Raw genomic sequence first — 22625 nt, 5'->3', positions numbered from 1 at the left:
CCGTAGGGGCGGGTCCACGACCCGACCTCTGAACCGCACCGCATGTCGGGAAGCGAGCCGTCAGCAAGTCCTCCCGAGCGGGGCACATGCCGACACATAACGCCGCGTGGAAAAAAGCCCCTCTCAGCGAATCAAGAAGAGTTTTTCCGCAAGAGCAGTTGAATTACAGTTGAAGGTGTATAGATATGTTCCAGATGGCAGCCCGGAAAGATCGAGATTGATCTCCACTTCACGGGAGCTCGACAAGTGAAGTCTGCGCGATAGGACCCTCCGCCCATTGATTTCAAAGACGTTTAGCCATCCGACCACATCATAGGGGGCTTTGAGCTTCAGCCGAGCGCTCGAATTGAACGGGTTTGGGTAGGCCAGCATTTCGAATGCAAATTGCGCGGGGAGTTCGCGTTCGACAGCCGACAGCGGTGGCAGCGCGAACCGCATCAGCCATCCGGCGAATGGATTGGTCGAGTAGGCGTCCGGTGTTACCGGAAAGTCGGGTGATAACGTGAAACCCGCCAGCCAAACCGTATCAGAGCAAGTGCCGGTCAAGCCAAACACGGACTCAGTGTGGTCGCCGCCGATGACCGTACCGTACTCAAGCGTTGAGAGATCACTCGACAGGCGAGCGAGAAAGCCGTCGCCCCAGCCGGGTTCAGTCACTGAATCGATGGCATCCGGTGTACATGGAAATCCGATCCCCGTGTAGCCCCCGATCACGACCCGACCGCTTGGGTCGACGTAACACGCCTTGGTGACGATGCCATCATCCCATGGACCCCCGATATAGGTGGATGCCACTAACGTCGATGGAAGTTCAACGATTGTCAAGATGCCGTCTCCTTGACCGTTGAACGACGTATCAAACGCAGCGGACGTCACGTAGTAGTCCGTAGAGCGGCTTCGGCCATAGACTAGAATTCGCGACGCGTCCAGCGGGTAAGCAGCGACAAGCTCTCCACCACTGCCGCCGATGTAGGAACAATACTCCACGGTCGACATGTTGACAGCAACGCGCGCAAAGAAGCCTTCAGAATGGACGCCTGCGTCGTTAGCCCCGCGATTAATCGTTTGGAACGCATCCGACGTTATCGGGATTTCACGTGAGCGCGCAACCGTTCCCGAAAGCCAAACTCGGGATCCGGCCAGAGGATCGATCCTGAGGATGTGTGCCGGGAAATAGCTGACGTAATTGATACTTGCGGCTTGGGGGTCAAAGGCGCAGAAGAAACCGTCACCCGGTTCGGTGATCAGGGCATCTGGAGAAACTGGCAGGTCCAGCGAGAACGTCGAGCCCCCAAACCATACTACGCCGGTTGAGTCAATCGCCATGGCCTCGATTTGGTCGAGTGTCGATCCCCCAAAGAAAGTCGAATACTCAAGGGCGTCTCCCCCGGTGGAAAGCCGGGCCAGGAAACATTCCCGAACCTCGTCAAACATCGTGTCCGGTGCATTTGATGAGTGAGGCCAGTCTGGACTGTAGGTCATGCCCGCGACGTAAGGTCGGCCAACAGTATCGACTACCAGGTAATCGGGGGAATCCTCGCGATGACCTCCGAGGTAGGTCGAGAAGAGCAGATTCCGAGCGTCCACATCGAACTTTGTTACGTAGGCGTCGCTCGAGTCTGATGACAACTGAGTCTGATAGGCTCCAGGGGTTGTCGGAAAGTTAATTGCCGACGTATAGCCAGCCACCACTGGCTGTTCCAACCTGTCGAGGGCAAGCGCTAGAATCCCGCCTTCAAACCAGGAGTTCCCGCCGAAGTACGTACTGTAAATCAGCGGATCAATCACCAATTCCTTGCTCGCGTCGATGGAAGAAGTTATGACGCCGTAGCGATGCTCGTTCATCACGGCGAACTGCACACCCACATCGCGCTGCTGACGGCCATCAATCTGATACGCCCACGGTGCTTGCTCCTTGAGGTTACCAAGCGAAGTTGCGAGCACCAGATCGCCTGATCCGTCCACTCGCAACGACGCATCGAGCCCTTCATACTCAATCTGAATCTGCGATGCATCTGCGCCGGGATGGACATGGTAGTTCGTCTTGATCCCCGGGCCGGTCGCGGACGCGGCCCCTACAGCCACGAACTCCACGTCAATCCCCGGCCACACATTCTTCGCCATCACGCGCTGATAATGCCCGACCCGGCTCCGCCACCTGCAGGAGTCTCTGCCCAGAAAGTAGTTAGAGTAGCTCGCCAGCTTGTCAACCCCCCTTAGTCCCCCCACAGAGTGGGGGGAGACCGGATTGACGAAGTTCAGCTTCAGGACATGCCCACGGACTGATACTGGCTGGGGCTCTTCCTCCCCCCGTAGTCCCCCCATAGGATATGGGGGGAGACCAGAAGGAGAGACATGCTCTTGCCGGTCATACTGCCGGATGTCGATAGTCAAGCCCTGCTCGGTGACAAAGTACGTCGTGCCTCCCGCGCTCAGCTTGAAGGCAAACGGCTCGTCCCACTGGCCTTCGTTCGCCACGAAGAAGATCGAAGGCGGGGGGGCCGGAGGGGCGGCGAGCAGAGGCAGCGCAAGCAGCAGAACGGAGATGACGGATCGCATGTGTGGATGCCCTACCGGTCAGGGTGTGATGTAAAGCGAGTAGTTATTATGCAGAATGAATACGTCGCGAAAATGTTTTTTGACCAAACAAACCCGTCTAACCCAATCCAATCAAGGAATTAGGGCACGATTTGACCTGCCGTGAACTGCGGAAACCGACTCATTCTGCACTTTGGGTTGGACACATTTCAGCCAAAGCGTCTGGCTGAATCAATACAATATACGTAATTTTGTTCGCAAGAGCAAGAGAAATGTTTTTTAAATACGTAAACCACTGTTCATGTGGATAATGTCAATTCCTCGGTGGACTGATTCCGGCCACCCGGGAGATGCAATCATCCCCTACGGTTGGGCCATCGTTCATCGTTCCGCGTTCGTCGTTTCGGCCTCATCTATCATCTGCCATCTATCAACGCTCGTCTATCAGACTCGCCGAACTCACACCATAACATACTGCGGAAACACCCGCTTGTCAATGGGAGGACGGTCTGCACCAACTAAGTGTACCTCTCCATATCAAAAATTATGGCGATCGGACTTGACTTCTGAACATAAGTGCTGTATATTTGTTCAGGCTCGAAGAAATGACCGAGGAGAAACATGTCAGACGTTCTTACCGAAAAGCAGTCGAAAGCCCTGGCCTTTATCCAGATGGAGATCAAGTCCAAGGGGCGTCCGCCGACACTGCGTGAAATAGGTGCAATTATTGGAGTTAGCAGCACCAACGGGGTTCGCTATCTGCTCGATACGCTCGAGCGAAAGGGCTACCTGAATCGCAGCCCAATGCTCTCGCGTGGCATCGAACTCACGGCTCGAACCGGCGGAGGCATGCCTCTCGAAGATGAGACCCGGGAGGTACCGATCCTTGGCCGGGTGGCCGCCGGATACCCGCTGCTGGCACAACAGAATATCGAGGCGCACGTCCGTGTGGACCGTACGGTGGCGACGTCGGATGATACGTTTGCGCTGCGGGTACGAGGCGATTCCATGAAAGACGCGGGAATCCTCGAGGGGGATGTCATCTTCGCCAAACCGCAGAGTACCGCCAACGCCGGTGACATCGTGGTCGCGCTGATCGGAGAAGAGGCAACTGTCAAATATTTCAAGCCGCAGGGTGAGCGCATCGTGCTCGAACCGGCCAACCGGTACTTCAATCCCATCGTCGTCGAGCGCGGCACCCCCGGCTTCCGCATTCTCGGCCGAGTAATCGGATTGATGCGGAAGATGTGACCGACCCCCCGCCGAAGACCCGTCGCGCGGGGAGAGCCCAGAGATTTCTCCTGAACTGAGAAGAGGCGAGTCCGGAACACCTGCGGATGGGTGTGGCCGGATTCGCCTTTTTGGATAAGCGGGAAACCGGGGTCAGGTTCCCTTGACAAACTCTATCAGTTTGCCTATATTCTACTTGGCTCCCTCCTCCGGCACGATGGCGTCATAAACCTCCCGGTGTGCCGGGTCCATCGCCGCCAACGACCGAACCCCCTTCGCATAGCCCGACCGCGCCAACGCTTCGGCCAGCGCCCGGTGATTCTGCTCGAGGAACTTCTCCTGCGCGGCAATCGTGACCTTCTGCAGCTTCACGAGTGCATAGTAGAGATAGCTCTTCGCGGATGCCGTGTCACCCTCCGCATCGTAGAAGATCCCGGTATCGTAAAAGAACGCCAGCTCGCGCGCCGTCTCGTTGTCGTCGGACACGTATTGTGTCAGCAAGTCATAGCGCTTGTCCCAGCCGAAGTAGTATATCGTGCCGGAACTCTGCAAGTAAATCTGTCGCGCTTTGTCATAATACGGACGACCGCCGAGCTTCTCCAGCTTGTCGTATTCCGTGCCCATCAGCATCCAGACGTAGAACTCAATGGTGCTCTTGAAGGCGTCGTACTGATTCGCGCGGAGGGCGACCGGTGCGCGTAACCCGAATTCCCAGCGGTTGTCCTCGAACCGCACGTCGGAGCGATTCGTGGCAATCAACTTGGCCTTGTACTTGTCCTCTTGCGGATCGGGATTGTAATCCGTAAGGTAAATGTTGATGTCAATCGCGAAATCGTAATTGTATTCGTCGCCGGCCCACTCCTGCGCACGAAGATAGGCACTGATCAGCGAATCCAGCCCCGTCAATTTTGCGTGCGCTTCCTCCGGCAGTTTCGTCATGTCGATCGTAACCTTGGGGTCGATCAATTGCGCGAACGCGGAAGATCCGCTGCCGACAATGCCCAGCAGCAGGACGAGCATCGCGAGAAAGTGCGGTCGAAGGGAGTTCATGGCCGGAATAGTGACGTAAGACGGTCGTTGACTTGATTCTGGACGGGGATCCATGCAGGATAAGATACGGACGGGGCCGCGGAAAGTCAAGTTGATCGTGTGGCTGGCCTGTGCCGGCATCGTTGGCTCGACGATCGGAATCCATGAAGTTCAGGCCGCGTTCGAGTCCGACGTGACAGGGCCCGTCAGCGCCGGCTACGGTGGGGCCGGTATAGCGGAAACGAGCGACGGCTGGGCAGGGTTCCGCAATCCGGCGGCGTGTGCCGTCGGTCAAGGCGGCTTCGCCTGTTCCTGGTCGCGGGACTTTGGGCTGCCGGAATTATCGCGCGGGGCGGTAGCGACTCGACAGACAATCGTCGCGATCCCGGTATCGCTTCAGGCCACATCGTTTGGCTGGGCCGTGTACCGCGAGTCGGGGTTGGGCGTGGCCGTGGCCCAGCGATTCGGAGACCGGCTGTATGCCGGCGTGGAAGCAGGCGGGCGATTTCTGGCAATCGAGCAGTACGGCAGCGGAAGTGCACTCGCCTTCAGCGCGGGTGTGCTGTCGACGCTGAGCGAAGAGATCGCCATCGCAGCGGTGTGGCGAAACGCGAATCGCGGACGGATCAGCGGATTTCGTGACCGGCTCGCGGAATCGCTGGCCCTGGGTATCCGTGCAACGCCCGCCGCGCACTCGCGAGCACTGATCGACGTGGTTCAGGATCGGGGGTTCCCGGCGGAAGTGCGATTCGGCGCGGAGATCGCACCCCTGAGCGACTTGGCGTTGCGCGTGGGCGCGCGAACCGAGCCCGTGCGACCGTCGGCCGGGTTGACCGTGAGTATGCGGCGGTGGTCGTTCCACTACGCCGGGGACCTGCATCCAGACCTCGGAGCGAGTCACCAGGTCGGGCTCGAATTCCGGCGATGACCCGAGTGTTCGCACTGGTCGCGGCGGTGGTGCTCTTTTCCAATGCGACGTTGGCGCAGGCGATAGCGGACTGGGTGGAAAACTCCGATCAGCCGGAAGATGCAGAACAACTCATCGATGGGTTGCTGAACCAACCACTTGACTTGAACCGTTCAAGCGTGGAGGCGATTGCGGCATTGCCCGGCTTCGACGCAGGGACGGCACAGCGCATCGTCGCACTGCGGGAGCGGGATGGCGGGATTCGATCCATGACCGAGCTGGGACGGGAGGTAGTGCTCACCGCGTTGCAGCGGGAGGTTGTGCGCGAATTGTGCATGCTCAGCGCGTCGCCCGCGCCCAAAAGCAAGTTGTTGCTGAGCGGCAGTGCGACGGAGCAGCAGGCCGATGGAGTCACCAAGCGCAGTCATTCCCGAGCGCGCTATGAGGTGCTGACGGACGACGGCCTGCGCGGATTCGCGCTGGCCCGGCAAGCCAACGGCCGGGCGTTGGAGGCGGAAGATGTGAGCGCGGGGGTTGAGTTCCGGGCGCGGCGGATACCGTTGCGAGTGATCGCCGGTGACTTTCAGTTAGACCACGGCACGGGGTTGGTTTCGAGTTCCGCCTATGGGTCGGCGGGTTGGTTGCGGCAACGCGAAATCACGACGCCGTCCACGGCGCGCGGACCAATCGTCAAACCGACCGCGGGGGTCATGACGCGTTGGCGAGGTGGAGCGGTCGAAGCGATGACACGGACGAGTCGGATCCTGCTCGGCGCCGGCGAAAACGCCCTCGATGCGGCGACACAAGCAGACGGAACCGTGAAATTGATCGCCAGCGGCGCCACGGACGACGAACTCGGTATGGCGCGGCGCGGCCGGCTCCGCGAGCAGTTCGCCATCGCGCGAGTGGTTACTACCCGGGGGCGGACGGCGGTTTCGGCTGTCGCACTTCAATCGAACTTCGCTCCGCGACTGGCAGGACCCGGGAGTTCCGACGAGCCGCCGGCTCTGAGCGGCGATGCGCTGACGACCGGATCGATTTGTGTTAATACGGGCTACCGAACCTTGAGCGGAATCGTGGAAGTCGGGCGGTCCGGTCCGGGTCGAGGCGCCGTACAGACGGCGATTACGATTCGCGGCGAGCGGCTGGCGTTGCTCGCGCATACCTCGCACGTGAGTCCGCGGTTTTATTCCGTGCACGGACAAACCTGGAACGGATTCCGCGATCTGCCGGGGAATGAATCGGTGAGCGGCGTGCGGATCGCGATGATGCGCGGACGGCATACGATACAGGCAGCCGCGGCGTCTGAGGCCACACCGTTCCGGACTTCGACGTCGCCGCTGCGAAAGATCGGCAGTTATGCGGAAGCAAGTTGGAACGCCGGGCTGAGCGACATCGTAGAAGGTATGGTGCTGGGTTCGCGCACCCGGCGTGAGGAGACGAGCCCGGCGACTCCCGCGGTGGCGACGACCAGAGACAGGCTGCGGATTGACCTGAACTGGCGGACGATTCCGGAGCTCGGCATGAGGTGCGAACTGCGGAGCGCGGCGAAGACGGAGGGCGGTGACCGCGACTTGGGATCGCTGGTCTATGTACAGGCGAAGCAGGCGCGTGGAGCATGGCGGATCAACGGACGAGTGACGAGTTTCAATTTTGAAAGCGACGCGGTCTCCGCGTCCGCGTACGAATCCGTCCTGCCGGGGGAATACCCGTTGGTGGCGTTGAGCGGAACGGGCTCGCGGAGTTCGTTCGTGCTCGCACGGCGCTGCGGCGCGTGGCAAATCGCCATTCGCACGGCGTATCAATCGAGCCGATTGCAGTCAACCGAGCACCGTGGTTGGGAAGCCGCGCTGGCGTTGACGCTGAAAAGTTAGTCAGGCACTTGTGAGCGCGAAAGTCGGGATCATTGTACTGAACTGGAACGGGCTGGCCGACACCGGCGAGTGCCTGCGCAGTCTGTTCGCCACGGATCCCGCACTCCGTGTGATCTACGTCATTGATAACGGCTCGACGGACGGCAGCGCGACGGAGCTGCATCGCGAGTTCGGTGAATCGATTATCCTGATCGCCAATCCGCGGAATCTGCTCTATGCGGGCGGCAATAACGTCGGCATCACACGGGCCCTCGCGGACGGTTGCTCGCATCTATTGTTGTTGAACAATGACACGACGGTGGCCGCCGACCTGCTGCAACGGCTGTTGGACGGTGAGGCGCAGACCGGCGATGCTGTACTCTGCCCGAAGATCTATTACGCGCGGGATCCCCAGCGCCTCTGGTATGCGGGGGGATTGATTTCGCTGAGACGGGCAAGACTGGCGCACCGCGGAATTCGCGAACTTGATCGCGGGCAGTACGACCAGCTCGAACGCACAGGATGGGCTACAGGTTGCGCGCTGTTCGGCTCGCGGCGGCTGTTTGAGACGGTGGGCATGCTGGATACCGAGTTTGCGCTGTATATGGAGGATGTGGATTTCAGCCTGCGGGCGAGGGCGGCCGGATTTCCCTGCTACTATGTTCCGGCGGCAAAAGTATGGCACAAGGTTTCGGCGTCGATGGGCGGAAATCTATCGAAGAAGAAACTGTCACGGAAATGGGCGAGCCTGCGCAGGCTGGTCAATAAGCATCTGCCGAGTCCCGCGGCGAGGTTCGCGGCCCTGACGGACTTTGTGCTGACGGAACCGCCACGAGTGCTGTGGGCGGGGATGCGGGGGAAGCTCAAGTGAGAGGTCTGTTGTTTCCCGATTCCGGGCTGGCGGGGACCCGGCCTCCGCGAATCGGATGTGGCCTTATCAAGTTTTCCGAAGGTCGTAAGGAGGACTGATCTTGTTTAGACTCAAGCAGTGGTTGTGGTGGGCCGCCGTGCTGGCGATCAGCACCGCGGCAACGGCCGAGTCCGTGATGATCACGGATGCGAACGGGCTGCCGATGGGACGACTCCCGATCATCATGCGCGGCGACGAAAGTCTGATTCCGCTGGCCATGTTGGCGCGCAAGGGCAACTGGCAGGTCAGCATGGATGACCAGACGTACTCGATCAGCGCGGGAATGCGCGAAGTGCAACTGCGACGGGGTAATCCATTCGTAATTGTGGACGGCCGGTATGTTCAGACGAGCTTCGCGCCTGAGGAGTGGGACGGTTCACTCTGGATACCGCTGTCCAATCTGTTCGCACTGTTCGGCGATCAGATCGCACGCGACAAGTTGACCGGGGCCTTGTCGATTCAGGTTATCGAGTCGCCGCCGCCCGCGGCCGCGCCGGGCAAAGGCGGGAAGTCAACGTCCAAAGCCGGCGAAGACCAGTGGGCGCTGAAGACCATTATCATCGACGCCGGGCACGGCGGCAAAGACCCCGGCGCGCGGGGGCTGTACGGACTCGAAGAGAAGGTTGTGGCGCTGGACGTCGCGAAGCGACTGCGCGCTTTCCTGCAGGATTCCGGCGTCACCGTCATCCTGACGCGCGATGACGACCGGTTCCTGGAGCTGCATGAACGAACGAAATTCGCCAACGCGCAACGCGGGGACATGTTTCTCTCCATTCACTGCAACAGCTTCAAGGACCCGAATATCGGCGGGATCGAGACGTACTTCCTGAAGCCCGCGAAGAGCGAGCGGGCGGTGGAAGCGGCGATGCGCGAGAACAGCGTCGTGAAGCTGGAGTCGGACACGTCGATGTATCAGGACTTGACGGAAGAGAACTACATCCTGCTGTCGATGGCGACCAGCCAGTTCATGAAAGACAGCGAGACGTGGGCGGCCTCGGCGCTGCGCATGTTGAGCGAAAAGACGTCGATGGAATCCCGGCAGGTGGATCAGGCCGGATTCTATGTGTTGATGGGCGCGTCGATGCCCGCGATTCTGGTCGAGTGCGGATATCTCTCGAATCCGGACGACGCGAAACTGCTCGCGAGCGAACGCGGACGGATCAAGCTCGCGGAGGCGCTGGCGAGTTCGATCGTTAAGATGAAACAGACCTTGGAGACGTCGGCTTCCCGATGAGTGATGCGCGGCCGGTCGCGGTCTTTGATTCCGGATTGGGCGGGCTGACGGTCGCCGCCGAGTTGCGCCGGCAGTTCCCCGCGGAAAACCTCGTGTTCCTCGCGGACCGTGCGCGCGTGCCGTACGCGTCGCTCAGTCAGGCCCTGATTACGCGATTCGCGCTGGAGTGCCTCGATTTCATGCTCGAGCACGACCCGAAGGCGGTGGTGATCGGGTGCAATACGGTGTCGGCGGTCTGTCTCGATGAGATTCGCGCGCGGTCCCATGTGCCGGTGATCGGGGTTATCGAGCCGACGGCGAGCGCGGCTGCCGCAGCGACCAAGACCAAGCGGATCGGTGTGCTCGCGACCACATCGACCGTGAAGCGCCGCGCGTACGATACGCGGTTCGCCGAACTGATCGCGGGCGTTCAGGTCTTCTCGAACGGCTGTCCGTTACTGGTACCGCTCGTTGAGGAAGGGTGGACCGACGGCGAGATTCCGCGCAGGATCATTGAGCACTATGCCGAGCCGGTCCTGCGTGAGGGGGTGGACACGCTGGTGCTCGGGTGTACACATTATGAATATTTTCGCGATACGTTGCAGGAGGTGTTCGGACCGGCCGTGACGCTGATCAACACGCCCGAAGTGACGGCACGTGATCTTCAGCCGGTCGTTCGTGAGCACGCGGAGCCGCGCACCGGCGAACGGGCGGACACCGTGATCTGCTCGACCGATGTGAACGACGCACTGCAACGCGTCGTCTCTGACTTATTTGCCAAGGATATTCAGGCCGGACGCCTACAGGTCCGCGCCGTCCAGATTCCCTCCCCGACCGCTTCAGAACGCCGATAAGGCACTCGCCTTGGCGAACTGACACACTCTTTGCACGGCTTTACCCCAGCCGCATTTCCCCGCCTCGCCTCAACCCCGCTCTTCCCATGGATATCGCAGAACTTCAAACACTTAGCGTGCTTGAGCTCATGAAGCTCGGCAAGGACCTTGACGTGCCCGAAATCGCCGGATTGCCCAAACACGACCTGATCTTCAAGATTCTGGCGAAGCAGGCGGCGAAGGACGGCGTCGTGCTGGCTACCGGAGTGCTGGAAATCCTCCCGGATGGCTACGGGTTCCTGCGCAGCGCGGCGGCGTCCTATCTGCCGAGTCCGGACGACGTCTATGTGTCACCATCCCAGATCAAGCGGTTTGGCCTGCGGACCGGGCATGTCGTGTCGGGACAGGTGCGGCCGCCCAAGGAAGGCGAGCGGTTCTTCGCGCTGCTGAAGGTCGAGTCGGTGAATATGGCCGATTCGGAGTCCGTGAAGGACATCATTCACTTTGACAATTTGACGCCGCTCTATCCCAACCGCAAGTTCAAACTGGAGATGGGGCCGAAAGAGCTGACCCTGCGCGTGATCGACGTGTTCACGCCGATCGGCATGGGGCAGCGGGCGTTGATTGTCGCGCCGCCGCGCACCGGAAAGACCGTGATCATGCAGATGATCGCGAACGCCGTCGCCAAGAATCATCCCGACGTGCACCTGATGGTGCTGCTGATCGACGAGCGGCCGGAGGAAGTGACCGACATGGAGCGGAGTGTCAAGGGCGAAGTCGTGTCCTCGACCTTTGACGAGCGCGCGGAACGGCATGTGCAAGTCGCAAACATGGTGCTCGAAAAGGCGAAGCGGCTGGTCGAGATGAAGAAGGACGTCGTGATTCTGCTCGATTCGATCACACGGCTGGCGCGCGCGCACAATGCCGTGATTCCGCACTCCGGGCGTGTTCTGTCGGGCGGTGTCGATGCGAATGCGCTGTACGAGCCGAAGCGCTTTTTCGGAGCGGCGCGCAATATCGAGGAGGGCGGAAGTCTGACGATCATTGCGACGGCGCTGATCGAAACCGGTTCGCGCGCGGACGAGGTGATCTTTGAAGAGTTCAAGGGGACGGGTAATCTCGAACTTGTGCTTGATCGCAGGCTGGCGGATATGCGGATCTTCCCGGCGATCGATGTGCTCAAGTCCGGCACGCGGCGCGAAGAATTGCTGTTGACGGAGGCGATCTTGTCGCGGATGTATGCACTGCGGAGTGTGCTGGATCACAACAACCCGCCGGAAACGATGAAGTTCCTGTTGGACAAGATGCGGGACACGAAGTCGAACTCGGAGTTCTTTGAGACGATGGCGAAAGGTGGATAGGAGTCCCCGTCGGAAATGTGGGAAAACGGAAATGCGGAAATGTCCGAACCATGTCCGAGTCGCGGGGGCGGGACGGGTTAAAGCATAGATTTTCTTGACAATTACGCCGGGTTTTTGTATATTTTGAGCCTGAAGGTGACCAAGCCTTCAGGCTTGTTTATTATTTGCTTAGATTCCCCCCCGAAGGTTCCCCCCTGAGATTCCTCCTCATTTGGCTCTTGTTTGCCCTGTTCGCGATCTCCGGCTGCACACAGCGGGAGACGGGAATCGGCGGCGACGCGGTTACCAATCAGCCTGAACAGACGTTCGAGGTGGTCGAAGGTACGGCCACGAAATCGGCGGTCTGGCATCCGAAAGTGACGACCGGCCGAGGTGCGTCGTTGCAAGTGGGTGACACGGCTTTCACGGCGATTTTCCTCGCGCAGTTCGATCCGCTGGAGGCCCTGCCCGACAGCTACACCGTGGACAGCATGGTGTATGTGATGCGGCGCAATCGGGTGTGGCCGGAGGCGGATGCGATCCCGCTGGAAGTCCGGGTGCGCCAAGTGCGGCAGGATTGGACCGAGGACTCGCTGTTTATCGGTTCGTTTGCCGTCCGCGATACGTTGCCGATCCTGGGGACGTTGACAATGGGCATCGCACCGACGGATACGATCTACCCGTTTACGATTCCGCCGCCGGTCTGGCAAGAGTGGATCGACATCGACTCGCTCAACAACGGGTTGCTGTTTGAGCCGGTGAATTACGGCACGATGATTGACCTGTACAGCTCCGAGGCCGCGGCGGGCTATCAATCAAAACTGTCTATCTACATCGTCGAGCATCGCACGGACGCCAGCGATACCGCCTACACCCTTGAGATGCTGCCGGACAAGGACGCGTACGTCGCGACGGACCACGCGCAGAATCGCGCGCCGGAACGGCTCGTGATCAGTCAGGGGTATCCGCAACGCGCGGCGCTATACTTTCCGCTGGATTCGATCTCGAGCGTGTATGACCGGCAAGTGAATCGCGCGCAATTGTTTATTCATGCCGACCAAAGTGATCCGGAGAATTTCCTGTACACGGGTCAAAACCTGAGCTATAAGGACGGGACGCTCGCGGATACGTTGTGGTTCGACAATCCCGACTCAACACATCTTGATCTGGTGGCGATTGAAGCTGCGATCTTCGATTCGACGAACACCATTATCGCGTTCAACGTGACCAGCAGTGTGGCCAGTTGGATTGCCCATCCCGAGCGGAATGCGGGCTTCCAGATTCAGACCAGTCTCGAATCGGGGTATCTCGCACGACACGTGTTCTACGGCACGGGCGAAACGGTTCCGGCGGAAAAGCTGCCGCGACTGGTGATCTGGTACACGGAGTCAAGCCAATGAAGGGTTGCACGAATTCTCCGACCCCCCTTCATCCCCCCAGAAACTGGGGGGAGACCCGATTTCCGATTCCGGCCGGGTTGCGAAGACGGGCGGCGCGGCTGGCCCCTACGAGATGGCTCGGCGTGCTCTTGTGCATGGTTGCTCTGGTGAGTAGCGCTTTTGCAGGTGGGTCGGTGTTCTCGGCGAATGGAGTTGGAGAGCAGTTGACGACGGGCGGTGCCAGAGCAGAGGGAGTCGGGGGCGGACTCTTTGGCCTGCGTGACTCGGTATCGTTCAATACATCGAATCCGGCGCTGGCCGCGTTTGCACGGCGGACGATGATCCGGATGGGCGGAACGGTGGGATTCTGGAGCACGACGTCGAACGGCGAGACCGACGCCGACGCCGAGTCGATCTGGAAGGACTTCGCGCTGTATGTTCCTGTGGCCAAGCGCTGGGTTTCGGGGTTATGTATTGAGCCGCAGCGGAAAATGGATTTGAATCTGTTCACGCGCAAGACGGCCTATTTTGAAGGGCCGATGGGCGGGGGGTACACAGAGCAGGAATACGAGGAGCGGTCGAAGTGGGCGGGGAGTACGATTGCGCTGCGGCTCAACAATGCATACCAGATCAACGACCGGTTTGCGGCAGGGTTGAGTCTGAATTACTTGCTCGAGCACAACGAACTCACGCAGCGCCTGGACTTTGATACGGCGGGCTATCGCGATGTTGGGTACAGTCAGATTCTCAACTACCGCGGTTGGTCGGCGACGCTCGGACTGCATGGACAAGTGACGCCGGAACTCGGAATCGGCCTGTTCTATACGCCGCGCTCAACGGGTCGCTGGACGATTGAGTCCGAAAAGAGCGATGACGATTCTACACTGCAAGCGGAGCAGGACGGCAGCTACCCGGGCGAGCTGGGTCTGGGGGTCGCGTACCAGTTCCGCAAGGGCTGGACGGGGCTTCTCGACGCGCGAATCGGACAGTGGGATGCGAAAGACCTAGCGGTGAGGTTCGGTCGTAGTACTTCCTCGCCTGAAACTCCGGTGTGGTTATCGGCAGGGTTTGAGCGGAAGTTGATTCCGGTGATTACGGATCAAAAGGGCGGATTGGCGGGGTTCAGAGGTGGGGTGTTCTATCGCAGCCATTACTGGGCCAAAGAAGGACGCAATCCTTATGAGCATCAGCCGGCGATAATGACATCATCATTTGACCCTGTCCGTGACGTTGGGCTGACAGCAGGCGCCTCAATGTTTGTGAACAGTGGGGGTGGACTGATTCACGGTGCCGTAGAGGTTGGACAACGAAGCGGTGGCAAAATAGGCGCAGATACCAAAGAGGCCTTCTTCCGCACGTCGATTCAGATTGAAATATCGGAGAAGTGGTTCCAGCGCAGAAATCCGCGCGGAATCAAATAGACAGATATGAGCAGCAACTTAACGCGCACGAGCTTGCGCGAACGGGATCCTGAAGTCTTCGCGGCCATCGACCACGAACGGCGGCGGCAGAACGACGGACTGGAACTCATTGCCAGCGAGAATTTTGTGTCCAGCGCCGTGCTGGAGGCGATGGGCAATGTGATGACGAACAAGTATGCCGAGGGACTGCCGGGGAAGCGGTACTACGGCGGCTGCGAGTTCGTGGATGTGACTGAGCGGATCGCGATTGAGCGCGCGTGCAAACTGTTCAATTGCCGCTGGGCCAATGTGCAGCCGCATGCGGGCGCGCAGGCGAACATGGCGGTCTATTTCACGCTGATCAAGCCGGGTGACACGGTGCTGGGAATGGACCTTGCGCATGGCGGGCATTTGACGCACGGCTCGCCGGTGAATTTCTCGGGTCGGTTCTATAAGATCATCGGTTACGGCGTCGGGCGCGAGACCGGGCGCGTAGATTTTGACGCGGTTGTCAAACTTGCGCGCGAGCATAAGCCGAAATTGATTCTGACGGGTTCGTCGGCCTATCCGCGGCACTGGGAGCTGGCGAAGTTTCGTGAACTCGCGGACGAAGTCGGCGCGTATTTATGGTGCGACATGGCGCACTTCGCCGGACTCGTGGCGGGCGGCGTGCATCCGGCGGTGTTTCCGCATTGTCATGTGGTCACGACGACGACGCACAAAACGCTGCGCGGGCCGCGTGGAGGGATGATCCTGAGCGACGAGGCGGGCGGCGAGATCATGGTCGAAAATATGCCCAAGCCGAAGACGATCACGGAAGCATTCGACTCGTGGGTCTTTCCGGGTGTGCAGGGCGGGCCGCTGGAACATGTGATCGCGGCCAAGGCCGTGGCGTTCGGCGAAGCGCTGACCGATGAATTCAAGCAATACGCGAAGCAGATTGTGCAGAACGCGCGGGAACTTGCCCACGAACTTGTGGCAATGGGGTACAAATTGGTCTCGGGTGGCACGGACACGCATCTGATCCTGATGGACTTGTCGCCGCGTGGCTGGACGGGCAAGGCGGCGGAGAAGGCACTCGAAAAGGCCGGGATCACGGTCAACAAAAATATGGTGCCGTTTGATCCGCAAAAGCCGATGACAACATCGGGCGTGCGAATTGGTACTCCGGCGATCACGACGCGCGGGATGAAAGAGCCGCAGATGAAAGCCATCGCGAAGCTCATCAATCGCGCGTTGCTACATCAGGAAGACGACGCGGAACTGGCGAAGATCAAGTCCAGCGTGACCGAGCTCGTGAAGGTTTTTCCGCTTTATCCGAAGCCGCTGGTGCTCAGGGAAGAGTAAACACTGAGACTCTGAAACGCTGAAATGCTGGAATTCTGAGCGTGATTCCGGCAGGGTCTGGAGACCCTGCTCGGGTGCGGCGGACTCTCCGATTCCGGGCACGCGAGGACGCGTGCCTCGGCGAAAGAAAGGCGTGACTCCGGCCGGGTTGCGAAGCCTTAATCCAGCTCGGCGATGCAGAGACGTGCCGCCGCGAGTCAATACGACCCCCTTGGTCCCCCCACTGGGTGGGGGGAGAGAAGAACATGAAATGTCCGTATTGCGGAGTCGATGAAGACCGTGTGATTGATTCGCGGCCGGCCCGGGAAGGGCGGGCGACGCGGCGACGACGCGAGTGTTCCGCATGCAGCAGCCGCTATACGACATACGAAGCGCCGGAAGAACAGGTTGTGTTTGTGGCCAAGAGCGACGGCAATCGCGAGCCGTTTGATCGCAACAAAGTCTATCGCGGGATTTCCATCGCGTGCAACAAGCGCCCGGTCGCCCTCGAGCGGATCGATCAGATGACGCGCGCCGTGGAGGCCGCGGCACTGGCCGCGGAAGGCAACGAAGTCAGCAGCCGCCAGATTGGCGAGTGGATTCTGGGTCAGCTGGCGGGGACCGACGAAGTGGCCTATGTCCGTTTCGCGTCAGTGTTTAACCGCTACGGCAACGTGAACGAATTTGTCGAGGAGCTGGCGAAACTCAACAGCGGTTCGCGCAATTCTTCACAAAGCGGTTGACAATCTACAGGCGAACCGTTATATTGCCTCCGGCTCCGTCGGATTGCGACGGACCGCGGGGCCGATTCTCACCTTCACTTCATGGAAACCGTACTTTTCACGGTTCTGAGCCTGGCAGCCATTCTTTCCGCGCTGCTGGTAATCACGTCTCCCTCTCCCATCGCAAGCGCGCTGTACCTGGTCGTGACGATGTTCTCGCTGGCCGGGTTTTATGTGCTCTTGTCCGCGCCGTTCGTGGCGGTGACGCAAATCATCGTCTATGCGGGCGCGGTAATCGTACTCATGTTGTTTGTAATCATGCTCCTGAATCTGAAGCCGATTCAAGAGCAGATCCCCGCTGTCTGGAAATTCGCGGGGATCGCGGTGGCCGGCCTGCTACTGCTGACGATCTTCCTGAGCATCATGAGCATGGCCGTGGGGATCCCCGCCCATGCCGAGCTGCCGGGGGGATACGGGACGGTGAGCGAGATCGGCGTGCTGCTGTTCAGCAAGTATGTCTATGCGTTCGAGGTCGTGTCGGTGCTATTGCTGCTGGCGGTGATCGGCGCGGTGGCCCTGATTCGCAAGCCGGATGACGCGGAGGCTGGCCGTGCAGATTGAACTTTCGCACTACCTGCTGCTCTCGGCGGTGTTGTTCGCGATCGGCGTGCTGGGCGTGCTAACCCGCAAGAACCTGATCGTGATTCTGATGTCGGTGGAACTCATGCTGAACGCGGTCAACCTGACGTTCATCGCGATTGCCAAATTCACGGGCGATTTGAACGGGCAGTTAATGGTGTTCTTTGTGCTGTGCGTGGCCGCGGCGGAAGTGGCCGTGGGTCTCGCGATTCTGATTTCGCTGTGGCGGCAGCGCGGAACGATGGATATCGATTCCGCAAACCTGATGAAGTGGTGAACGATGCTTGAGCTTGTCTATCTCGTTCCCCTGTTTCCGCTGATCGGTGTGGTCCTGAACACCCTGGTGCTGCGCCACGTCAAGGAGCCGGTGCCGGGAGTCGTGGCGGCCGGGATGATCGGCGCGAGCTTCGTGGTGACGGTCGGCACTTTCTTCCAGATGCTGGGAATGTCCGCCGCGGACCGGAGGTTTGAACAGGAGCTGTTCACGTGGATCGCCGCCGGACGATTCGAGGCCGCGGCCGCTTTCCTGATCGATCCGCTCTCGCTCGTGATGATGCTGGTCGTGACGGGCGTGTCGTTCCTGATCCATATCTACTCGATCGGCTACATGCACGGCGACGAGGGGTTCAGGAAGTTCTTTATCTACCTGAATCTGTTCGTCTTCTTCATGCTCTTGCTCGTGATGGGCAACAACTACCTGTTGATGTTCGTCGGCTGGGAAGGGGTGGGGTTGTGCTCTTATCTGCTGATCGGATTCTGGTACACGGATGAAGCCAAGGCGAGCGCGGGCAAGAAGGCGTTCATTGTCAATCGCATCGGCGACTTCGGGTTTCTGCTCGCGATCTTCCTGATTTGGAGCACGTTCGGCACCTTGCAGTTTACCAAGGTGATGCCGATGGCACAGGTTTATCCGGTCGGCGCGGGCGTGATCACGACGATCTGTCTGCTGCTGTTTACGGGCGCGGTCGGCAAGTCGGCGCAATTTCCGTTGTATGTGTGGCTGCCCGATGCGATGGCCGGTCCGACGCCGGTGTCGGCGCTGATCCACGCCGCGACGATGGTGACGGCGGGCGTCTATATGGTGGTGCGCTCTAACTTCTTCTTCTCACTGTCCCCGGTGGCCAGCGAAACCGTGGCGATCGTGGGCGCGGGGACGGCGATCTTCGCGGCGACGATCGGTCTGGTGCAGAATGATATCAAGAAGGTGCTGGCCTATTCGACGGTCAGTCAACTTGGCTTCATGTTTCTGGCGGCAGGTGTGGGGGCTTATGTCGCGGCGATTTTTCACTTGATGACGCACGCATTCTTCAAAGGTCTGCTGTTTCTGGGCTCCGGCTCGGTAATTCACGGGATGTCCGGGGAGCAGGATATTCGGCAAATGGGCGGGCTGAAGTCGAAGATGCCGGCCACTTATCTCACGTTTGCCATCGGAACTCTGGCAATTGCCGGGGTGCCGGGGCTGGCAGGGTTCTTTTCCAAAGACGAAATCCTCTGGAAGACGTTTGAGCACGAGCACTATGTCCTGTGGATCGTTGCCCTGTGCGCCGCATTTTGCACGGCTTTCTATATGTTCCGGCTGCTCTATCTGACGTTTTTCGGCAAGTTCCGCGGGTCGAAGGCAGCGGAGCACCATGTTCACGAGTCGTCCAAGGTGATGACCGTGCCGCTGATGGTGCTGGCCGGATTGTCGATTATCGGCGGCTACATCGGTTTGCCGCATGCCCTCGGTGGCCACAACCGGTTTGAGGAATGGCTGAAGCCGGTCATGCAGCCGGAAGGTGAGGGTATCGAAGAGCTGGTCGTGATGCATACGCCGACGGCGGAATATGTGCTGATGATCCTGTCCGTGGCGGTGGCATTGACCGGGATCTACCTCGCTTATTCGTGGTACATGAAGAAGTCCGCGCTGGTCGAGAGTCTCGGCAAGAGCGGCGGCCACCACTTGCTGCTCAACAAGTACTGGGTGGACCAGATCTACGATACGGTGATTTCCAAGCCGATCGTAGCGGGCTCAGAACTGCTGGCGAAGTACTTCGATCAGGGGACCATCGACGGATTGGTGAACGGAATCGGATCGTTCTTCACGGGCGTCGGCGGTGTGGTGAGACAGGTGCAAACCGGTGTCGTGCAAAACTACGCGCTGTTCATGGGGCTGGGCGTGCTGGTGTTGCTCACCGTCTTCATGTGGGTATTGATCTAAATTATGTTACTGTCCCTCTGCATTGCCATTCCAGCGATCACCGCACTGCTGATGCTGCTGGTGCCGCGCTCGGCGGAAGCGAGTGTGCGGTGGATCGCGCTGGGCGGCTCGCTGGCGGCGTTCGCCGTTTCCCTCGGCGTCTATGCGAATTTTGTTCCCGGGCAGGCGGCGTATCAACTGGTCGAGCGAGGGCCGTGGATCTCGACGATTGGCGCCGAATGGCACCTCGGGGTTGACGGGATCAGTCTGTATCTGGTGCTGCTGACGACGCTGCTGTCGGTGCTGTGCATTATCAGTTCGTGGGGCAGCATTCACGAGCGGATCAAGGAGTACCATTTCTTCTTCCTGCTGCTGGAAGCGGGCATGATCGGCGTTTTCTGCGCGCTCGATCTGTTCGTCTTCTACGTGATGTGGGAAGTGATGCTGGTACCGATGTTCTTTCTAATCGGAGTCTGGGGCGGTGCGCGGCGAGTCTATGCCACCGTGAAGTTCTTCCTGTTCACGATGGCCGGGTCGGTCCTGATGCTCGTCGGCATCCTCTACATCTACTTCCACACGACCGATCCGACGACCGGGCTGAATACCTTCAATCTCATTCTGGCGACGGAACAGGCCAAGTTCCCGATGGACGTGCAGACCTGGCTATTCCTGTCGTTCGCGCTGGCGTTCGCGATCAAAGTACCGTTGTTCCCGCTGCACACCTGGCTGCCCGACGCCCATACCGAGGCGCCGACGGCGGGCTCGGTGATTCTGGCGGGGGTGCTGCTCAAGATGGGGACCTATGGTTTCCTGCGCTTTTGCCTGCCGATGTTTCCGCAAACATCGGTTGAATATGTGCCGATCATCAGCGTGCTCGCGCTGATCGGGATCACCTATGGCGCGCTGGTCGCCATGGTACAGAAAGATGTCAAGAAGCTGGTCGCTTATTCCTCCGTCGCGCACCTCGGATTTGTGATGCTCGGGACGTTCGCGCTGAATATCGAGGGGCTGAGCGGTTCGCTCTTGCAACAGATCAACCATGGGATCTCCACCGGGGCCCTGTTCCTGCTGGTCGGCGTTGTCTATGACCGCCGCCACACACGCATGTTGGCGGATTACGGCGGGATTGCGAAAGTCATGCCGGTGTACGCCGCGCTGTTCTCGATTATCGCGCTCTCGTCGATCGGATTGCCGGGGCTGAACGGGTTTGTCGGCGAGTTTCTGATTTTGCTGGGGACGTTTGCGGCCAACCCGTGGTATGCGGTGATCGGCGCGTCAGGAGTGATCTTCGCCGCCGTGTATCTGCTGTGGGCCTATCAGCGAATGTTCTTCGGACCGATCGTCCACGAAGAGAATCTGAAATTGAAGGATGTATCGGCGCGCGAGGCGCTGCCGATTGTCGTGCTGGCCGGACTTGCGGTTTGGATCGGCGTGTATCCGCAGCCGTTTCTCGAGCGCATGATCCCATCGCTTGAGCTCGTGCTGACGAAGTTTCAGACCACGAACATGACCCAAATGCTCCTGCCGTAGTCATGAATTCGCTCTCCATCATAGACCTGCAGGCCGTCCTGCCCGAGACTGTGCTCGTGATCACCACGCTGGTTGTGATCGTCGCGGATGTGGTAAAGGGCGGATGGCGCTCGGGCTCGCTGCCGGTGCTCGCGGGGCTGGGTTTCGTTGCGGCCGGAATCGCCGCGTTGGCGACCTGGGGCGACGGAACGCTCGCGTTTGCCGGAACGGTTTACTCGGACGGCATGAGTTCCGTGTTCAAGGTCGTGTTTTCGATCATCGGAGTGCTGACGGTACTGTACTCTCCGCACTACATCCAACAACGAGGCATCCGGCTCGGCGAGTACTATTCGCTCGTGCTGATGTCGGTGTTCGGGATGATGGTGATGGTCAGCGCGGCCAATCTGCTGCTGTTCTTCCTCGGTCTCGAGGTCATGTCGATTGGTCTTTATGTACTGGCCGGTTTGCAGCGCGGTGACTTGCGTTCGACCGAAGCCAGCATGAAGTATCTGATTCTTGGCGCGTTCTCGAGCGGCTTCCTGCTCTATGGGATTGCGCTCCTGTACGGCGCGATCGGCAGCGTTGACTATGTCGAAATGCAGGCGTTCTTTGCGCAGGGATTCCAACCTGAGTCCATGCTCATCGCGGGCATCGCCTTGTTGCTGGTCGGATTCGCGTTCAAGGTCGCGGCGGTGCCGTTCCACTTCTGGTCACCCGACGTTTACGAGGGCGCGCCGACCACCATCACCGGGTTCATGTCCACGGGGCCCAAGGCGGCGGCATTCGTCGCGCTGATCCGCGTATTCGGGATCACGATGGCCGGATCGTCGGTACTTTGGGTGGATGCCCTGACGTGGCTGGCGATGATTACGATGACCGTCGGTAACGTGGTTGCGCTAAAGCAGACGAGTCTCAAACGGATGTTGGCCTATTCGTCGATTGCGCACGCGGGTTATCTGCTGGTCGGGATCGTCGCGGGCACGAAAGCCGCGTTCGCGGCGACCGCCTATTACCTCGTGGCCTATTCGTTCATGAATCTCGGCGCGTTCGCCGTGCTTATCCTCTTGAACCGAAAAACGGACGGCAAGTACGGATATGAGGACTTGCGCGGGATGGGATTCGCACATCCGCTGCTGGGCATCACCATGACGGTCTTCATGCTGTCGCTGACGGGTATTCCGCCGATGGCGGGATTCTTCGGCAAACTCTATGTGTTTTCCGCGGCGATTCAGCAGGGACACGTGATGCTGGCAATCGTCGGCTTGCTGAACAGCGCGGTGGCGGCGTACTATTACCTGCGGATCATCGTCTTGCTCTACATGACGAAGGCCGAAGGCGAACTGACAGTAGCCGATCCGCTGCCTTATCGCGCGGCGCTGGCGGTTTCGGCGCTTGTCATCCTGGTCATCGGGCTCTTTCCTGAGCCATTGCTGAATGTGCTGACGGCGGCGGTGCCGTGAACGCTTGCCGGATTTCGGCGGGGGATTGGAGAGACTCCGCGCGCGGCGCGTCACGTCACGGGTGACGCCGCTTGGGGGATGTGAAGTCAGGAGACCCTGTTCACTTTCAACAGGTTGATAATGCAGAAAGCCCTCGAGCGGATCGAGGGCTTTCCTGT

The 22625-nt window shown here is 59.6% G+C and carries 18 protein-coding genes; 16 read left to right on the top strand and 2 right to left on the bottom strand.

All coding sequences use genetic code 11. The features are described 5' to 3' along the window. Window positions 1-123: 123 nt before the first annotated feature. The gene (locus HZB60_06105; protein MBI5059338.1) at window positions 124-2559 is read right to left on the bottom strand and encodes a T9SS type A sorting domain-containing protein; all 2436 of its coding nucleotides are present in this window, start codon (window positions 2557-2559) and stop codon (window positions 124-126) included. Between the two features lie 600 nt (window positions 2560-3159). On the opposite strand from HZB60_06105, the gene lexA reads away from it, so the two are divergent. Beyond that, on the top strand, window positions 3160-3789 hold the full coding sequence (gene lexA, locus HZB60_06100) for a transcriptional repressor LexA (GenBank protein MBI5059337.1): 630 nt from the start codon (window positions 3160-3162) through the stop codon (window positions 3787-3789). 171 nt (window positions 3790-3960) lie between these two features. On the opposite strand, the gene HZB60_06095 is transcribed toward lexA, so the two are convergent. Further along, window positions 3961-4818, bottom strand: a complete 858-nt coding sequence (locus HZB60_06095; protein ID MBI5059336.1) for a DUF4835 family protein — start codon at window positions 4816-4818, stop codon at window positions 3961-3963. A 52-nt stretch (window positions 4819-4870) separates the two neighbouring features. On the opposite strand from HZB60_06095, the gene HZB60_06090 reads away from it, so the two are divergent. The 15 genes from HZB60_06090 to HZB60_06020 all read left to right on the top strand — a co-directional run bounded on the left by HZB60_06090 (window position 4871) and on the right by HZB60_06020 (window position 22467). Continuing rightward, window positions 4871-5725: a hypothetical protein gene (locus HZB60_06090; GenBank protein MBI5059335.1), complete on the top strand. Its 855-nt coding sequence runs from the start codon at window positions 4871-4873 to the stop codon at window positions 5723-5725. After that, entirely contained in the window at window positions 5722-7578 is a 1857-nt protein-coding gene (locus tag HZB60_06085) for a helix-hairpin-helix domain-containing protein (GenBank protein ID MBI5059334.1), read from the top strand. The genes HZB60_06090 and HZB60_06085 overlap by 4 nt, the downstream gene beginning before the upstream one ends. A 10-nt stretch (window positions 7579-7588) precedes the next feature. Continuing rightward, window positions 7589-8428, top strand: a complete 840-nt coding sequence (locus HZB60_06080; GenBank protein MBI5059333.1) for a glycosyltransferase family 2 protein — start codon at window positions 7589-7591, stop codon at window positions 8426-8428. Between the two features lie 100 nt (window positions 8429-8528). Continuing rightward, window positions 8529-9701, top strand: coding sequence for an N-acetylmuramoyl-L-alanine amidase (locus tag HZB60_06075; GenBank protein ID MBI5059332.1), 1173 nt, complete (start codon window positions 8529-8531; stop codon window positions 9699-9701). Further along, on the top strand, window positions 9698-10534 hold the full coding sequence (locus HZB60_06070) for a glutamate racemase (GenBank protein MBI5059331.1): 837 nt from the start codon (window positions 9698-9700) through the stop codon (window positions 10532-10534). The genes HZB60_06075 and HZB60_06070 overlap by 4 nt, the downstream gene beginning before the upstream one ends. 86 nt (window positions 10535-10620) lie before the next feature. Then, window positions 10621-11874 carry a transcription termination factor Rho gene (gene rho, locus HZB60_06065; protein ID MBI5059330.1) on the top strand — a complete coding sequence of 418 codons (1254 nt, stop codon included), beginning with the start codon at window positions 10621-10623 and terminating at the stop codon, window positions 11872-11874. A gap of 218 nt (window positions 11875-12092) precedes the next feature. Then, a complete protein-coding gene (locus HZB60_06060; protein ID MBI5059329.1) occupies window positions 12093-13253 on the top strand; it encodes a hypothetical protein in 1161 nt (386 codons plus the stop codon). 203 nt (window positions 13254-13456) lie between these two features. Next, complete coding sequence (locus tag HZB60_06055) at window positions 13457-14653, top strand: hypothetical protein (GenBank protein MBI5059328.1); 1197 nt, start codon at window positions 13457-13459, stop codon at window positions 14651-14653. A 6-nt stretch (window positions 14654-14659) separates the two neighbouring features. Beyond that, complete coding sequence (locus HZB60_06050; protein ID MBI5059327.1) at window positions 14660-15979, top strand: serine hydroxymethyltransferase; 1320 nt, start codon at window positions 14660-14662, stop codon at window positions 15977-15979. 245 nt (window positions 15980-16224) lie between these two features. Then, entirely contained in the window at window positions 16225-16701 is a 477-nt protein-coding gene (nrdR, locus tag HZB60_06045) for a transcriptional repressor NrdR (GenBank protein MBI5059326.1), read from the top strand. A gap of 81 nt (window positions 16702-16782) precedes the next feature. Further along, on the top strand, window positions 16783-17301 hold the full coding sequence (locus tag HZB60_06040) for an NADH-quinone oxidoreductase subunit J (protein ID MBI5059325.1): 519 nt from the start codon (window positions 16783-16785) through the stop codon (window positions 17299-17301). Beyond that, on the top strand, window positions 17273-17596 hold the full coding sequence (nuoK, locus tag HZB60_06035) for an NADH-quinone oxidoreductase subunit NuoK (protein ID MBI5059324.1): 324 nt from the start codon (window positions 17273-17275) through the stop codon (window positions 17594-17596). Before HZB60_06040 ends, nuoK begins: the two co-directional genes overlap by 29 nt. 3 nt (window positions 17597-17599) lie before the next feature. Beyond that, window positions 17600-19519, top strand: coding sequence for an NADH-quinone oxidoreductase subunit L (nuoL, locus tag HZB60_06030; GenBank protein ID MBI5059323.1), 1920 nt, complete (start codon window positions 17600-17602; stop codon window positions 19517-19519). A 3-nt stretch (window positions 19520-19522) separates the two neighbouring features. Continuing rightward, window positions 19523-21028 carry an NADH-quinone oxidoreductase subunit M gene (locus HZB60_06025; protein MBI5059322.1) on the top strand — a complete coding sequence of 502 codons (1506 nt, stop codon included), beginning with the start codon at window positions 19523-19525 and terminating at the stop codon, window positions 21026-21028. A gap of 2 nt (window positions 21029-21030) precedes the next feature. Beyond that, complete coding sequence (locus tag HZB60_06020) at window positions 21031-22467, top strand: NADH-quinone oxidoreductase subunit N (protein ID MBI5059321.1); 1437 nt, start codon at window positions 21031-21033, stop codon at window positions 22465-22467. The last annotated feature ends 158 nt before the right edge of the window (window positions 22468-22625 follow it).

Source organism: candidate division KSB1 bacterium (assembly GCA_016214895.1).
Classification (GTDB): domain Bacteria; phylum Electryoneota; class RPQS01; order RPQS01; family RPQS01; genus JACRMR01.
The sequence above is the reverse complement of the archived record's forward strand: the minus strand, read 5'-3'. Positions and strand labels throughout refer to the sequence as shown.

Excerpts from the sequence above, each read along its gene's own strand:
- HZB60_06105 (MBI5059338.1), bottom strand. The coding sequence starts at position 2,559 with ATGCGATCCGTCATCTCCGTTCTGCTGCTTGCGCTGCCTCTGCTCGCC.
- lexA (MBI5059337.1), top strand. The coding sequence starts at position 3,160 with ATGTCAGACGTTCTTACCGAAAAGCAGTCGAAAGCCCTGGCCTTTATC.
- HZB60_06095 (MBI5059336.1), bottom strand. The coding sequence starts at position 4,818 with ATGAACTCCCTTCGACCGCACTTTCTCGCGATGCTCGTCCTGCTGCTG.
- HZB60_06090 (MBI5059335.1), top strand. The coding sequence starts at position 4,871 with ATGCAGGATAAGATACGGACGGGGCCGCGGAAAGTCAAGTTGATCGTG.
- HZB60_06085 (MBI5059334.1), top strand. The coding sequence starts at position 5,722 with ATGACCCGAGTGTTCGCACTGGTCGCGGCGGTGGTGCTCTTTTCCAAT.
- HZB60_06070 (MBI5059331.1), top strand. The coding sequence starts at position 9,698 with ATGAGTGATGCGCGGCCGGTCGCGGTCTTTGATTCCGGATTGGGCGGG.
- rho (MBI5059330.1), top strand. The coding sequence starts at position 10,621 with ATGGATATCGCAGAACTTCAAACACTTAGCGTGCTTGAGCTCATGAAG.
- HZB60_06050 (MBI5059327.1), top strand. The coding sequence starts at position 14,660 with ATGAGCAGCAACTTAACGCGCACGAGCTTGCGCGAACGGGATCCTGAA.
- nrdR (MBI5059326.1), top strand. The coding sequence starts at position 16,225 with ATGAAATGTCCGTATTGCGGAGTCGATGAAGACCGTGTGATTGATTCG.
- HZB60_06040 (MBI5059325.1), top strand. The coding sequence starts at position 16,783 with ATGGAAACCGTACTTTTCACGGTTCTGAGCCTGGCAGCCATTCTTTCC.
- nuoK (MBI5059324.1), top strand. The coding sequence starts at position 17,273 with ATGACGCGGAGGCTGGCCGTGCAGATTGAACTTTCGCACTACCTGCTG.
- nuoL (MBI5059323.1), top strand. The coding sequence starts at position 17,600 with ATGCTTGAGCTTGTCTATCTCGTTCCCCTGTTTCCGCTGATCGGTGTG.
- HZB60_06025 (MBI5059322.1), top strand. The coding sequence starts at position 19,523 with ATGTTACTGTCCCTCTGCATTGCCATTCCAGCGATCACCGCACTGCTG.
- HZB60_06020 (MBI5059321.1), top strand. The coding sequence starts at position 21,031 with ATGAATTCGCTCTCCATCATAGACCTGCAGGCCGTCCTGCCCGAGACT.